The organism is Romboutsia lituseburensis, from assembly GCF_024723825.1.
Lineage (GTDB): Bacteria > Bacillota > Clostridia > Peptostreptococcales > Peptostreptococcaceae > Romboutsia_F > Romboutsia_F lituseburensis_A.
Genome location: NZ_JANQBQ010000001.1, coordinates 1,599,483 through 1,614,884 on the forward strand (window position 1 = coordinate 1,599,483; position 15,402 = coordinate 1,614,884).

At 24.7% G+C, this 15,402-nt stretch carries 16 protein-coding genes; all 16 read right to left on the reverse strand.

Going from position 1 to position 15,402, the window contains the following annotated elements; all coding sequences use genetic code 11:
* Positions 1–20: 20 nt before the first annotated feature.
* Positions 21–1,091, reverse strand: coding sequence for an elongator complex protein 3 (locus NWE74_RS07765; protein ID WP_258242646.1), 1,071 nt, complete (start codon positions 1,089–1,091; stop codon positions 21–23).
* Between the two features lie 28 nt (positions 1,092–1,119).
* The gene (gene rnc, locus NWE74_RS07770; RefSeq protein ID WP_258242647.1) at positions 1,120–1,821 is read right to left on the reverse strand and encodes a ribonuclease III; all 702 of its coding nucleotides are present in this window, start codon (positions 1,819–1,821) and stop codon (positions 1,120–1,122) included.
* A 222-nt stretch (positions 1,822–2,043) separates the two neighbouring features.
* Positions 2,044–2,472 (reverse strand): CD1247 N-terminal domain-containing protein, encoded by a 429-nt coding sequence (locus NWE74_RS07775; RefSeq protein ID WP_258242648.1) that lies wholly within the window; start codon positions 2,470–2,472, stop codon positions 2,044–2,046.
* An 87-nt stretch (positions 2,473–2,559) separates the two neighbouring features.
* Positions 2,560–3,117 carry an elongation factor P gene (efp, locus tag NWE74_RS07780; RefSeq protein WP_092726006.1) on the reverse strand — a complete coding sequence of 186 codons (558 nt, stop codon included), beginning with the start codon at positions 3,115–3,117 and terminating at the stop codon, positions 2,560–2,562.
* 226 nt (positions 3,118–3,343) lie between these two features.
* The gene (gene aroQ / locus NWE74_RS07785) at positions 3,344–3,790 is read right to left on the reverse strand and encodes a type II 3-dehydroquinate dehydratase (protein WP_258242649.1); all 447 of its coding nucleotides are present in this window, start codon (positions 3,788–3,790) and stop codon (positions 3,344–3,346) included.
* 55 nt (positions 3,791–3,845) lie between these two features.
* A complete protein-coding gene (locus tag NWE74_RS07790) occupies positions 3,846–4,352 on the reverse strand; it encodes a shikimate kinase (RefSeq protein WP_258242650.1) in 507 nt (168 codons plus the stop codon).
* Between the two features lie 2 nt (positions 4,353–4,354).
* Positions 4,355–4,882, reverse strand: coding sequence for a hypothetical protein (locus tag NWE74_RS07795; RefSeq protein ID WP_258242651.1), 528 nt, complete (start codon positions 4,880–4,882; stop codon positions 4,355–4,357).
* Positions 4,872–5,291: a hypothetical protein gene (locus NWE74_RS07800; RefSeq protein ID WP_258242652.1), complete on the reverse strand. Its 420-nt coding sequence runs from the start codon at positions 5,289–5,291 to the stop codon at positions 4,872–4,874. Before NWE74_RS07800 ends, NWE74_RS07795 begins: the two co-directional genes overlap by 11 nt.
* A gap of 13 nt (positions 5,292–5,304) precedes the next feature.
* Entirely contained in the window at positions 5,305–5,832 is a 528-nt protein-coding gene (locus NWE74_RS07805; RefSeq protein ID WP_258242653.1) for a hypothetical protein, read from the reverse strand.
* A complete protein-coding gene (locus NWE74_RS07810) occupies positions 5,816–6,178 on the reverse strand; it encodes a hypothetical protein (protein ID WP_258242654.1) in 363 nt (120 codons plus the stop codon). The genes NWE74_RS07805 and NWE74_RS07810 overlap by 17 nt, the downstream gene beginning before the upstream one ends.
* A 61-nt stretch (positions 6,179–6,239) precedes the next feature.
* The gene (gene aroE, locus NWE74_RS07815; protein WP_258242655.1) at positions 6,240–7,088 is read right to left on the reverse strand and encodes a shikimate dehydrogenase; all 849 of its coding nucleotides are present in this window, start codon (positions 7,086–7,088) and stop codon (positions 6,240–6,242) included.
* 53 nt (positions 7,089–7,141) lie between these two features.
* Positions 7,142–9,598 carry a PAS domain-containing sensor histidine kinase gene (locus tag NWE74_RS07820; protein WP_258242656.1) on the reverse strand — a complete coding sequence of 819 codons (2,457 nt, stop codon included), beginning with the start codon at positions 9,596–9,598 and terminating at the stop codon, positions 7,142–7,144.
* 29 nt (positions 9,599–9,627) lie between these two features.
* Positions 9,628–11,970, reverse strand: coding sequence for a PAS domain-containing sensor histidine kinase (locus NWE74_RS07825; protein ID WP_258242657.1), 2,343 nt, complete (start codon positions 11,968–11,970; stop codon positions 9,628–9,630).
* 271 nt (positions 11,971–12,241) lie between these two features.
* Positions 12,242–12,892: an RNA polymerase sporulation sigma factor SigK gene (sigK, locus tag NWE74_RS07830; protein WP_258242658.1), complete on the reverse strand. Its 651-nt coding sequence runs from the start codon at positions 12,890–12,892 to the stop codon at positions 12,242–12,244.
* 87 nt (positions 12,893–12,979) lie between these two features.
* Entirely contained in the window at positions 12,980–14,650 is a 1,671-nt protein-coding gene (locus NWE74_RS07835; RefSeq protein ID WP_258242659.1) for a peptidoglycan D,D-transpeptidase FtsI family protein, read from the reverse strand.
* An 86-nt stretch (positions 14,651–14,736) separates the two neighbouring features.
* Positions 14,737–15,366: a uridine kinase gene (gene udk / locus NWE74_RS07840; protein WP_258242660.1), complete on the reverse strand. Its 630-nt coding sequence runs from the start codon at positions 15,364–15,366 to the stop codon at positions 14,737–14,739.
* Between the last annotated feature and the right edge of the window lie 36 nt (positions 15,367–15,402).

Here is a 15,402-nt window from a genome sequence, read left to right on the forward strand (position 1 = left end):
TTCTCCCTTCAATGCCAAAACTAAAGGTTGTAAATTTCATGTAAATTTATATAGATTTCTTTAAAATCAACATTAATGGCTTTTTGTCCATCTAATATAAATTCTAATTTATTTATATTCAAATCTGCTTCTTGTGTTTTTAAATCAATATTATAGCTATTTTTCATATAAATACTATTACATTTCTTATTTCCTATTATCTTTGATACATTTTTTTTATTTGTTTTTATAACTACGCTACTTGTAACTTTATTTTCTTTAACAATATAGTTTATATAATCTTTTATCATTTCACCTTCAACTAATTCTCTAAATGCTGGATGATACGGTCCATCTACTACAGCTTTTCCTAATTGAATATCATCAGTTGCTTGTAATCCAACTCTTATTACATTGATATTATTAACATAAAATAAAGCTAAAAGCTTCTTCACTATTTGTATACTTTCTTCTAAAGAAAATGGATTATATTTATTTCTACTTAATAAATCTTCTAATCCAGTTTCCTTAACTACTAATGTTGGATATATTCTCACACAATCAGGATTTAAATCTATAAATTTTTTAGCTGTGTTTATACATTTTTCTTCAGTATCTGATGGTAACCCTACCATCATTTGAAGTCCCAATTGTATATTATTTTCTTTTATTAATTTTGAACTATTAAATACCTCTTCGGTATGATGTCCTCTTATGCTATCTCTTAATACATCTTCATCTAAAGATTGTACTCCAAGTTCTATTATGCTTACTTTATATTCTTTTAACATTGAAAGTATGTTTTGATCTATGCAATCAGGTCTTGTTGACATTCTAATATCATGTACAAGTCCTTTATCAATATATTCTTTAGCTACAGAAAGTAAACTTCTTTGTATTTCTATGTCTATTGCTGTGAAACTTCCTCCAAAAAATGCAATTTCAACACTTGCATCACTATCTATAGTGGTAAGATATTCTTCTACAATATTTCTAACATCTTCACTTGTTATATCTGTACTTACACCCGTTATTTTCTTTTGATTACAAAAAATACAATCATGAGGGCAACCTCTATGTGGTACAAATATAGGAATTATTCTCTTTTTCATTTAGCATCATCCTTTTGATTTTTCCATTTTATATAAGCTCTTTTAACGCAACTCTTGCAGCTAATTGTTCTGCCTCTTTTTTACTTTTTCCTTCGCCTGTACCTAGAACTGTTTCATTTGTTCCAACTTCCATAACAAATCTCTTATTATGATCAGGACCTTTTTCCTCTACAAGTTTATACCATATATTATTTTCACCTTTGCCTTGTAAAATTTCTTGAAGGTGTGTTTTATAATCCCTAAATATTTTACCTTTTCTTGAATCAAGAATTATATTTTCCATATATTTAAGTACAAAGTTCCTAGCACTTTCCAATCCACCATCTAAATATATAGCTGCTATTACGGCTTCAAATGCATCTGCAAGTATTGATATTCTTTCTCTTCCTCCAGTAGCTTCTTCTCCCTTACCTAAAAGCATATGTTCTCCAAGTTTAATTTCATATGCTGCATCACTTAAAGATTCTTCACACACTATATTAGCTCTTAATTTAGTTAATTCTCCTTCTGGAAGACTTGTTTCTTCTTTAAATAAATATTCACTTACTATAATACTTAAGACCGAGTCACCTAAAAACTCTAATCTTTCATTAAATTCATAATCTTTATTTTCATTTGAATATGAACTATGAGTTAATGCTTCTAATATGTAATTTTTGTTATTAAATCTGTATTCTATTATATTTTCAAATTGTTCTATAGTATCCGATATTTTTTTGTTTATTTTCATTATACTACCTCCGAGTTTATTATCTCTAGATTATAGTGTACTATTTTTCTGTAAGTATTGCAAAATAAAATTCATATTGTATATTTTATGTAAAATTTATTGTATTTTGTATATTTAAATATATATTTTTGTTTTTAATATAATTATTATTTACCGAATTTTTAATTTTAAGTATATAGAAAAACCTATGAGAAATACTTCCCATAGGTGTCTATAATTCATTTAATTTTCATCATCTAGATCATCGCAACAATCTATGCACATACAATCATCGTCATCTGATGATAATATTATCGCTTGACAGTTAGGGCAAACTACATCTACTTCTTCATCATATAAAAGTTCTTCATCTACTTCTACGAAATCTCCACAATTTGGGCATTCCATTTCTATAAAACTAAGCTCGTCATCTTCATCTTCTTCGCCGTCTTCGTATATGTCATCTTCTACATCTGATAAATCTTCATCTATAGATTCCACATATTCTGCTAAATCAGCTTGTTCTTCATCTAGCTCTACTATTGCATCTGCAAAACTTTCTAATACGTCTATTATTTTATGTATTATTTTTCCTTCTTTGCTTTGCTGTTCTATTTCTAGTCCTTCAGCTAATCCTTTTAGGTATGCAACTTCTTCATATAAGTATTTCATAGATACCCCTCTCTTTCATTATATATATAAATTAAAAGCCCGTACATCTTTATTATTAAGATATACAAGCTTTTTATACATAATTTATTAAACTCTTGATAAATAGTCACCAGTTCTAGTGTCTATTTTTATCTTATCTCCTTGATTTATAAATAAAGGAACTTGAACAACTGCACCAGTTTCTACTGTAGCTGCTTTAGTTACATTACTTGCAGTATCTCCTTTTATTCCTGGCTCAGTTTCTACAACTTCTAATTCTGCAAAGTTTGGAGCTTCAACTTGGAATGCTTGTCCTTGGTAGAATCTTATTGTAGCAACTTCATTTTCTTTTAAGAACTTTATAGCGTCTTCAACTTGTTCATAGTTTAAAGGCACTTGATCAAATGTTTCCTCATCCATGAAGTAGTATAACTCTCCATCATTGTATAAGTATTGCATTTGTCTTGTATCTATATGAGCTTTTGGGAATTTATCACTTGGGTTGAAAGCTTCTTCTCTTATTGCTCCAGATCTTAAGTTTCTGTATTTAGTTCTTACAAACGCTGCACCTTTTCCTGGTTTAACGTGTTGGAAATCAACTATTAAACATGGTTGTCCATCTTTTTCAAATGTTACACCTTTTCTAAAATCACTTGCTGATACCATTTTTGTCCCTCCATATAAAAATAATTTTATTATGCTTTGGTGATGCTGATGCTAAAATCATATATAGTACATATTATAATAAATTTTTTAATTTTCACTTTAGAAAATACTTGTATTATAACTATGTATTTAGCTTATATGTATATATAATCACCATACCTTTTTCAATTATATATCCTATTGTAATCTTGTCAAGTTATATTAATATAATTTTATGTAAAATAACTTATTCAAAAACATTATTAGCATTTATTAATGCTGTTATACCAAGTACATAACTATCAAATCCAAATCCAGATATTTGTCCTATACAAGCACTTGCTGTTACACTTTTTTGTCTGAATTTTTCTCTTGTATGTATATTAGATATATGAACTTCTACTACATTAATATCTATTGATTTAATAGCATCATGAATAGCATAGCTATAATGAGTAAAGGCACCTGGGTTTAAAACTATTCCATCATATATATCCATAGATTCATGAATTTTATCTATTATATAACCTTCATGATTGCTTTGGAAAAATTCTATGGTAATTTCATCATTTACTTTTTTAAATTTATTTAATACATAATCTTCTAAATCTTTTAAAGTATTTTTTCCATATATGCTTTGTTCTCTTTGGCCTAACATATTTAGGTTTGGCCCATTAATCACTATGATTTTCATAAATACCCCCGACTCTTCGATTACAAACTTTTACCACTATTAATAATATCACAAATTATCTAATAGAAACAAGTATTTCACTAACTACTTCTTGTATATTTTTATCATTTATGTCTATTTTTATGTCACAAGTACTATTATATTTGTCATATCTTTGATTTAGTAGTTTTTCAATAGTGTCATATATATTTGAACTATTTTTTAGCAATGGTCTTTTATCTAATTCTCTAGATACATTTCTTTTTATAGTTTCTACATTTCCATCTAGAAATACAACATTTTTTTCTTTCTTTAATATATCTAAATTTTCATCCGTAGTTACAATGCCGCCACCTGTAGAAATTATTATATTATTTTCTTTTAATAAATCTTTTAATACTTTTGTTTCTAATATTCTAAAATATTGTTCTCCATTTATTTCAAATATTTTAGTTATAGTCATATTTTCTCTTTTCTCAATTTCATTATCCATATCTACAAATTTTATATTAGACTTATTTGAAATCTTTTTTCCTATTACTGTTTTTCCAGTCCCCATAAAACCAATTAATATAAGTTTCATAATTAATCTCCCTTAAAATTTCTTATATTTATGTTAGATTCCTTCTCTATTGTTTCTCCATCTTTATATAAAACTAATTTTATATTAACAAAATGTTTATCTCTACTAGTTTTTGTATATATTTTTTCGACGTAATCGCCTATTTCGTATCCTCCTGGTTCACTATTCCCAGAATTATTAAGTGAGTTAATAAATATTTTATTTAAATTCTCTTTAAAACTAATTTCTTTATCTTTTTTATTTAGATTCGTATCATTATATCTACATTTTATAGAATTAGCACTTATAACTTCGTTATCTTTAAAATCTTTTGAATTTATACTTATAATTCCATTTGAGTTTTCTATTACATTCTCTATATACTTCATTATTTCATTTGATTGTTGTTGTAGCTCAACTTTAGACTCAAGTTTATTTTTTAAATTATATGTGAAAAATAAACTATAATATAATATCAATAATATTATTGATATTATAGTAATTGAAATAACATTTTCTAATAGTAAATATCCATCTTTTTTACGATTCATACTTTCCTTCTTTCAGTAGAACTCTTCCACTTACAGGCACTATTGTTATTTCTTTTTTTATTATACCATTATATATCTTAATAGTACTTCCTTGTCTTATAGGAGTCCCATCTTGCTTAAAAGATATTTTGCTTAATCCTGCTAAATTAGCTCCTTTTGGTAATGAAACTTCTTTAACATCTTTTAAATTTGATCTTAGTATATAGCTTATATGATTACTTTCTTCTTTATAATATATATACGTTTTAAGATCTCCCATCATATTACATTTTCTTACATACCTTATATCTGAGCATAATTGCTTTGTAAAAGAATTTAAAAGATAATTTTTATTGTCTCCATTAAAAAAACATAATGTTGAAATTATTATAATTATACTCATGCATATAACTACTTCTATTAATGTCACATTCCTTCTCTTTTCATATGTATATCTCCTCATAATTATAAAGTTTTAAAATTTTATTTATATCTATTTGCGTTAAACTTCCTAAATCAGAATTATATGGATTAATAACTTCAACACTTACTTTAAACGTCTTATTGTATGCTTTTTCTTTTTCTTTTACTTTTACATTTATGTCAAATTTGATACTTTTATTGTTTTTATCTATTTTTATATTATTAGGTATTTTTACTGATATGCTTTTAGATGATTGCTCATAAGAATTACATATATTATCTTTAACTGTATTTTCTAAGAAATACTTATAAAATTCATCTTCATTTGTTGTATTTTTCAATGCATTTTCAACTTCTTTAAAAAGTTTACTATTTAATATGTCTATATACCCATATCCTAATTGTTTTATTTGTGCTTCTTTTAATTCTAATGTAAATATATTTGAATTAGAATAGTTTAAACCTATACAAGTCATAGTTATCGTAACTATAATAGAGAAAATTATCAAAGTTGTAAGGAGTATTGATCCTTTATTGTTTAAATACATAACTTTCTAACTTTAAATTATTTTTTTCATTATATACAGATACATAAATTTTATAGCATTGATAATTTTCTTTATTTTTTTCTATTATAGTTTCAACTTCAAATTTATTTATTTTATCCTTTTTATTAAGATCATTAATCTTAGATTCTGAGTTATTTTTTATAATATATTTGGTTTCTTCAATTTTACTTTTAGCTATATCTAGCATATCAAATCTATCCTTATTAAATAAAGTAAACTCGTAACTATTATAAAGAACATTTGATACAATATAGATTCCTAAACAAACTATTGTAATGCTAAATATACACTCAATCGTTGCAAATCCGTCTTTCTTTATATCCAACACACTCTCCTTATTTTTATAACATATACAAAGACATATGTGGAGTTTTAAATATGCTGATTTACATTTTATTATATAAGTCTTTTATATATTCCTCATCCTCTTTAGTCGCCTTTATTCCAGTCCATATATAAAATGCATGTAGGCCTTGATTTATAAGCATGTCTATACCATGTACCACATTCAAATTATTTTTCTTAGCCCAATTTAATAGGGCTGTATTATGAGGTTTATAAACTATATCACACACTAAAATATTACCTTTTGGGGTCAAATTTTCATCTATAGGGCATAGTTTACTTTCCATACCAATTGGAGTTGTATTTATTAATATATCTATATTATTTAAGTCATTTTCATCTATAGATTTAGTATCACAAATTACATCTAAACTAAAATTATTTTTAATCGTTTTTGATATTTGATTAGCTTTATCTAAACTTCTATTTCTTATCTCTAAATATGAAACTCCTTGCGATGCTAATTCTACACATATACTTCTACATGCTCCTCCAGCCCCTATTATTAAAACTCTTTTATTTTTTAATGCATATCCTTTTTCTAAAATAGATTTTACAAATCCTACTCCATCAGTATTAAAACCAATTAATTTTCCATCTATATTTTTTATTGTATTTACTGCCCCAATTATGTCAGCATTTTTATCTATTTGATCTATGTATTTAATAATATCTACTTTATGCGGAATAGTTACATTGCATCCTATCATACCAAATGTTTTTATACCCTCTACTGCTGATTTTAGTTTTTGTTTTTCTACATCAAAACAACAATATATATTATTTTGATTATATTTTTCACATAAATAATTATGAATTTGTGGTGAAAAACTATGTTTTACAGGATGTCCTAAAAGACCTATTATTTTAGTCATTGAATTTATGTTCATATTTACTCCTACCTCTTTTATTATCATATATCTATCTATTTATACTATTATCATTAAAAATTACACATTCTAAGATACTCTGTATAAATAAAATCATCTCCATTTAATTTTACTCGTCTTTTATATTCTTGTATATTATCATTTATTTCTATATCTATATTTATTTCTATATCTTTTTTAGATCCTACTTTTATATCTATTTTTCCATTGTATAACTCAATTATAGATTTTACCACTGTTGTACCTATATCTAAACTGCGTCTTTCTTGATCGTTTATATATCTGTCATAATCATATCCACCTTTATTTTTAATACATATATTCATTTTACCCCTTGTACTACTTAAATCTACATTAATCATACTACTGGAATATGAATATCGAATAATCATAGCTAATAAAGTTAGTATTATTTTTTCTACATCATCTGGGTCTACCTCAGCTATCCTTTCTTCCTCATCTGTATCAAATAAAATTTCTATCCCATTAACACTTACGTATTTATTAAATTCATCACAAACATCTTCAACTATACTAACTATATTATAATAATCTTTATTGCACTCATGAAATTGAGATTCTAATTTTGCCAAATCCATTATATTATCAATTAATCCCATTAACATATACGTATGTTTTTTTACTATTTCAATAGCTTTAGATATTTCACTATTAGGATTCTTAGATATATATTCTTTATTCATAATTTCTAGTAATTGATTAGACGATGTTATTACGTTTAAAGGTGTTTTAAGTTCATGAGATATGTTAACAAAGAAATCTGATTTTATTTTGTGTTCTTTTTTCTTTATTTCAATCTCTCTTTCGATAGTTTCAGCTTTAACTTGTTCGGTTATATCTCTTACAATACCAACTTTATTCATTTTTTTATTAATTTCAATTACCATTTCTCCACATTCAATATAAGTATCTTGTCCATATTTATCTTTTATTAATTTTCTTTTAAAGTTTATACTTTCAGCATTTTTATTTAATTTTTCTAGTTTTAATTCATTTTCTAAATTTATAATATTAAAGTCATTAAATTGTAGCAATTCTGATAGAACTTTATTAGAATAGTTGATATTTTTATTATCAATATCAGATATATATATACCTTCTGGTATCACATTTACTAATGATTCATATTTTTCCTTACTATATTCAACCGTTCCTAAAAGTTTTTTATATTTCGTTATATCTCTTACAACTATTAAACTTTTCTCACTTTCATCATCATTAAACCTAGCTCTATCAATATTTAAATAATACTGTTCATTTGATTCATCTTTATAACATATTTCTCCAGTTATCAATTTTTTTAGTAATATTTTTTTCATATCAGATCTGTAAAAATCTACATTTTTATTTTTATTATTATTGTATAAAATTTGATTTTCATCTGCTATAAGTATTGTGTAAGGAATTGTATCTACTATTTTACTATATTTTATGTTATTTTCTTTTATCTTTATCTCACTAGTCTTTTTGTAAGTTATATCTGTCATTGCACAAATAGTACCTATATTCTGATTACCCACTAAAAAAGGTGCGTATATGCATTTAAATACCCTACCTTCTTTTCCTCTTATTTCAGACTCTACATCTTTACCTTGCATTGTTTTCTCTATACATTTTAAAAATTTATTTTTATCTTTAATATTATCATTTAAAAACATACTAAGCTCTATTTTATAGCTATATTCAGAATAACACTGCCACATATTTGTAAAACTTTTATCCTCATTTAATATATAACCATTTTTATCTATTATAAATGTACAAGTTTGATTTTCACCTATTATTACTTTAAGTAAATCTTGTTTTCTTTTTATGCTTTCATTTATTGTATTTGTTATATTTCCATTTAGTTTTAAGTTTTCTTTTACTTCTTTTAATTTAATATTACTTTTTTGTAGCTTTTCATTAATTTCTACTTTCAGATTGTATCTATCTTTTAGATTTATATTAAATGTCTTGTTGAAAATGTAAATGGAACATATAATTTCTAGTACACAATTAACAGTCTTAATGATTGAATTTGTTGGATTTAACATATACAAACATAGTCCAAATATCATTAAAGTTATAGTAAAAAAATTTAATAAATTAATTTTATATCTTATAAAATTAATTATGCTTATACATAATGTATTCATAACTACTAATATAGCTAAAAAAATCATATATGACTTTAATTGTATCAAATTGTGTAAAGCTAATAATACATAACCTAAAATTAAATTTATATAAAAGCCAGTTTTATTTATTTTACTTTTATTATCTTTTATGCTAATTTGTAGTATTGATAAAATAGCAATACTTAGATATACATAATTAAAACTAATCAAACTTTCATTATGTATTATATAAACTACTTTTAGTAATAAAATAATTATAATATTTTGTAACAATATAAAATTTTTATCTGTTTTATTTACACTAAAGCGTGAATATAATACATATAAACTCATCATAAATAAAGATATACTAATTATATTTATATACATACTAATACTCCCTTTTTTAAAAGTTATATTTAATAACTATAATTAAAATATATGTCTGAGAATTCTATGTCTATTTTTTCATTATCACTAAAATCGTATCCACTATCTATTTTTTCTAATAATTTATCTGCTTCAGCACTTTCTTTTAATATTAATATAAATTCACTTCCTTTATTAATTTTACTGTTAACTGCTATTTCAGCATTATGTACATCTGCTAGTTTTTTTACTAAAGATAAACCGATACCACTGCCTTCAGCACCTCTTGATAGTGTTCTATCTACTTGTTCAAAATTTTCAAATATTATATCTAATTTATCTTCTGGGATACCTTCACCTGTATCCGCCACGGTGATATATACTTCATCCTTTTTACAAGTGATTATTATATTTATATTTCCACCCTTTGGTGTAAACTTTATAGAATTTGAAAGTAGATTTAATAAAATTTTTTCTATTTTTTCTTTATCTATCGCCATTATTTTTTTATTTGTATCTGATTTAAAATAAATAGATAGTCCTTTTTCATCAGTATATCTTTTTGTCTTTTCAACAATGTCAGTAGTTAAATTTATTAAATCATATTTTTTTATATCCATCTTGTATGTCCCATTTTCCAAATGACCAATTTGTTGAATATTATCTAATAGCCTCATTAGCCTATAACAATTTTGCTTAACTAATCTCGTGTAATTATCAATATAGTCAGATTCATACTTTTCTTTATTCAGATAAAGTATTTTGTTGGTTTCAAATATAGTATTAATCGGCCTTTTTATATCATTTGCCACATTAGCTAAAAATTCAGCTTTGAACCTACATTTATTGCTTATTTCATCTAGCATTTCTTTCATTTGCTGAGTTTTGTATTTATCATCTAATGTTCTAACTACTACTAAAAAAGCATTATCTTCATATCTATCAATTATTGCCATATCTATTTCTTTAATTTTATTTGTGTTAGTATAAAACTTTTTAAACTTACCATAATTACATTCATTCAAATAATTTTTTATTATGCTATTTAAGTTTTCAACTCCAATATTTTTTAATATTTTCATCATCGCTTTATTTCTATATATATGATTATTAGTGTTTTTATCTATTATAACAACACCTTCTGGAAGTGTTTGAAGTAATAACTTATATGTTTTTTCACTTTGTTCTATATCAGTAATAGCATCTTCCATTTTAGTTATATCGATAGCTATTGTAAGTAACATTTTTATATTATTTAATAAAATTGTTGTTGTTATAAACTCAATAGTTTTTCCATCTTTAGTTTCTATCTTTGTAGATATTTTTTCAGTTTTTCCCATGCATACTAAGTTAATATTATTTATAAATTTAGCTTTAAATATTTCATCTGTTGATAAAATTAGATCTTCAATAGATAAATTTTTTTGATCTTTATTTAAATTAAATAGACTAACAGCTTTATTATTTATGTATTTTATACTATTCATATTATGAATTATCACACCATCATTTAAAACATCCATTAATTTTTTATATCTTTCTTCACTTTCCTTTAGCTTATTTTTAATTAATGTACTTTCTGTTATATCACTTAAAACGCAAATAATAACTCTATTTTCATTCAATACTTCTTTAACGCATTCAAACTTATATATCTTCCCATCATAACACTTTAGATTTTTTTCTATATTTAAGTTTTGAATTCCATCCAAAATATCTATTGAATTTAAGAATTTTGAATTTATACAATTAAAAATATCAATTTCATTTTTATCTGAATCTATATTCATCATTATCTTAAATGCCTTATTTATATAAATACATTCTTTATCCTTGTTTAGAACGAAAATAGAATTTTTTGAATCCATAATTGAATTTTTTATATCTTTATTTAACTCTAATATTTCATTTTTATATTGGTTTTGTAAATCACATGATAATAAGATTTTATTAGTAATTTCTGAGATTTGTTTTTTATTAGAGCTTAATTTCATTTTTTCTTTTTTTATCTCATTTTCTTTATTTTTTATACAATTTATAATTATAAGTTTTGATACAAATAAATTTAGTATAATCTGTATAATTAATCCATCCTGAATTTTCATTGATATACTTAAAATATTTAAAATACTTAGAAGTCCTATAACTATGAATGAGATATTTTTTAATTTAAACTGATTTTTAAAACTCTTAATAACTATTAATATCATAGCTATCGAAATTGTTAATAAATAAGCTTTTAAATTTAAAATTAATATAATAGCATGAATGAAAAAAACAAATGCTAAATATATAAAAGCTTTTTTATTGTAAGTTTTAAACAAAATAGCTGATATAAACATAATAGATATAATTATCGTTAAATTAAAAAGTTCTAATGTATCAACATTCATAGTTAGTTCCTCCATTCTCATCACCATCCACTCAATTTTATTATTTTGCGATATATATTTACTTTTTACTTCTACTTTCCTTATTGACTTTTATATATAATTGTACTTTATTTCCTTTTTTTGCTATATAAATAATAGTAGCACATTGTTTTATTTTTTTTTGTCAGTTTTTGAGCACTTTTTATTAAAATTATTTGCTATAAAATAATGATTTTTGTTGAACTTTCTAAGTTTATTTCTATTTTTTTGTTTTTATATAACAAAAAAAAGCCTATGTAAGGCTTTTTTCTGATTTAAGCTCTTTTCTTAATTTCTTAAGAGCTCTTTTTTCAATTCTAGATACATAAGATCTAGAGATATCAAGTTTTTGTGCTATTTCACGCTGGGTTTTATATCCACAAGTAGTTAATCCATATCGTAGAAGTACTATTTCTTTTTCTCTCTTAGTTAAGATTTTGTCCAATTGCTCATATAGTTTACCAATCTGAACTTTTAGCTCAACTTGATCTAAAATATAATCAATATCGGTACCTAATACATCAATTAAACTAATTTCATTCCCCTCTTTATCCATTCCAATAGGGTCTTGAAGAGATACTTGAACTTTATTTTTTTTATTTGTTCTTATATTCATTAATATCTCATTTTCTATGCACTTAGATGCATAAGTTGCTAATCTTGTACCTTTATCTACGTTATAAGTTTCTATAGCTTTTATTAATCCTATCGTACCAATGGATATAAGATCATCTTGATCCTCACTAGAATTGTTATACTTCTTAGCAATATGTGCTACTAGTCTCATGTTTCTTTCAATTAAGATTTCTTTTGCATTTTCATCTTTGTCTTCTTTAAATTTTGTTAGATATGTTACTTCTTCTTCAGGGGTTAATGGTTTTTCAAATGATTTAAGAATAGTCAACAGGCCACCCCCTTCTTATGGTGTTTCATTTTAAATTATATGAAAGTGGCCTGTTTAAATTGCTTGTTTTTTTATATTTATTTTTATTTATTTACTCAATTGTGTGCATATTTCTTTAAACATTGGTACTGCTGACTTGCTTTTTTCTTCCGTTCCTTCTACTAACACAGTGATTGCATACTTCGGTACCTTCTCTGGATAAAATCCTGTTATCCATCCATGATTAACTTCTTTTTTGTTTAATGTACTTTGAGCTGTCCCCGTTTTAACTCCACATCCACCATTTAAATCTTTTAAATCTTTACCTGTACCTTCTTTTGATACACCTTTCATCATCTCTTTAACTAAAGTAAGAGTATATGGTGATATAATTTCTTCTGGCTTTGAAGTTTTAAATGTTTTAATCATGTTCTTATTTTTATCTAATATGCTATCATAAATATATAATTGTTTATATGTACCATTATTAGCTATTATTTGAGTCATCTGATTTATTTGTAACGGTGTAAATCCTAAACTTCCTTGGCCTATCGCAAGGTTATTTATAGGTATACTATCTGGTATTTTTCTATTATTTTCTTCTTCTAATCCAATATCTACAGGTTCATTTAGATGTAGCCTTTTTGCACATTCTATAATTTTTTCTTCACCAACTTTTTTAGCTATATCAAAGAATGCTGTATTACATGAATTTGCAAATGCTTGTTGTAATGTCTGTATGCCATGCCCATCTCTTTTATGGCAATTTAAAATTTGCTTAGTTTTACTGCTTACTTCCACTTTTCCAATACAATTGTATGTATAATTTTCATCTATTACACCTGCATCTAAAGCCGCATAAAGTACAACTAATTTAAATACAGATCCTGGAGGATATATACTTTGCATTGTTCTATTTACAAGCTCTCCTTTTTCACTTTCAAAATACTGAGCTATATTATTTTGATCAAAATTTGGTCTTGAACTTAATGCTAAAATTTCACCTGTGTTTATATCTGATATTACTACTGCTGTCGGGTTTTCTTCTTTATCTGCTATTTTTTCTAATTTTTTTTGTATATCTTTATCTATTGTTAACTTTATATGTTTTGCATCTTCATTATCATTTACAGTTTTTATGCTTCCTTTTAAAATACTTAAATCTTTTGTATTTCCAGATGCACCTGCTTTAAATGCTGATACATATTTTTCATTAGAGTCTTTTAGTATATCATCCATAGATTTTTCGATTCCTGATTGACCAACTTTATCTTTAGAACTTATATGTCCTAAAGTATGAGATAATAACCCATCTGATGCATATCTTAATGTTTTTTCTTCAACAATAATATCATCGTCTAATAATTTACTCTTTGTCTTATCATCAATATTATTTACTTCAATCTGAAATACTTGTGATTTGAGCTGTTTTTCTATATGCTTATATATTTCAGATATTTTCATATTACTACTATCTTGAACTATATTTCTTGTATTAATATCATTCAAAAACTTATTTTGTTCTACTATCATAACATCTTTTTTTACAGTGTCAGTAAGAGGCTTTTCATTTCTATCATAAATTATCCCTCTTCCAGTATTTAATTCTACTTTTTGTATGCTTTGCTGTTCTGATTTTTCTTTATACTTATCAGCTTCTAAATATTGTATTGTTGTTAGTCTATATATTAAAAATGAATATATTATGATAGCACATGATACCATGACCCATGCACGCCTTACAATTTGTTTAGGTATATTACTTTCGTTTCTTGACATAAAATCACCCCTTAGATACTTGTCATTTTTGACAATTTCTAAGGGGTTAATACTAAATTCATAAATTCTTCATATTTAGCTTATTATTAATTTAATTGTGTTCTTATTTTACTGATAACTATGTCTATTGCAACTTCATTTTGACCACCTTCTGGCATTATTATATCAGCATATTTTTTATATGGCTCTATAAATTGATCATGAGCAGGCTTAACTGTAGCTAAGTATTGCTCTATAACTGAATCTACAGTTCTTCCTCTTTCTTTTATATCTCTTTGTATTCTTCTAAGTATTCTTATATCATCTTCTGTATCAACATATATTTTTATATCTAACTTATCTCTTAACTCTTCATCTTCTAATATCATTATACCTTCAACTATTATTATGTCTTTAGCAACTATAGTTACTGTTTCATCATTCTTTCTTGTATGAAGTTCATAATCATATATTGGTTTTTCTATACTCTTACCTTCACATAAATCATCTATATGCTTTATAAGTAATTTATTATCAAAAGAAAGCGGATGATCATAATTAGTTTTTAGTCTTTCTTCAAAAGTTAAGTGCGTTTGATCTTTATAGTACGCATCTTGCTCTATTGTTGCTATGTTTTCTTCTGGAATGTTCTCCATTATAGCTTTACATACTGTACTTTTACCAGATCCAGTTCCTCCAGTGATTCCTATTATTAATGGTCTTTTTTTATTTTTCATCTTGTAGTACTCTCCTTACTAAGTTAGATTATTGCT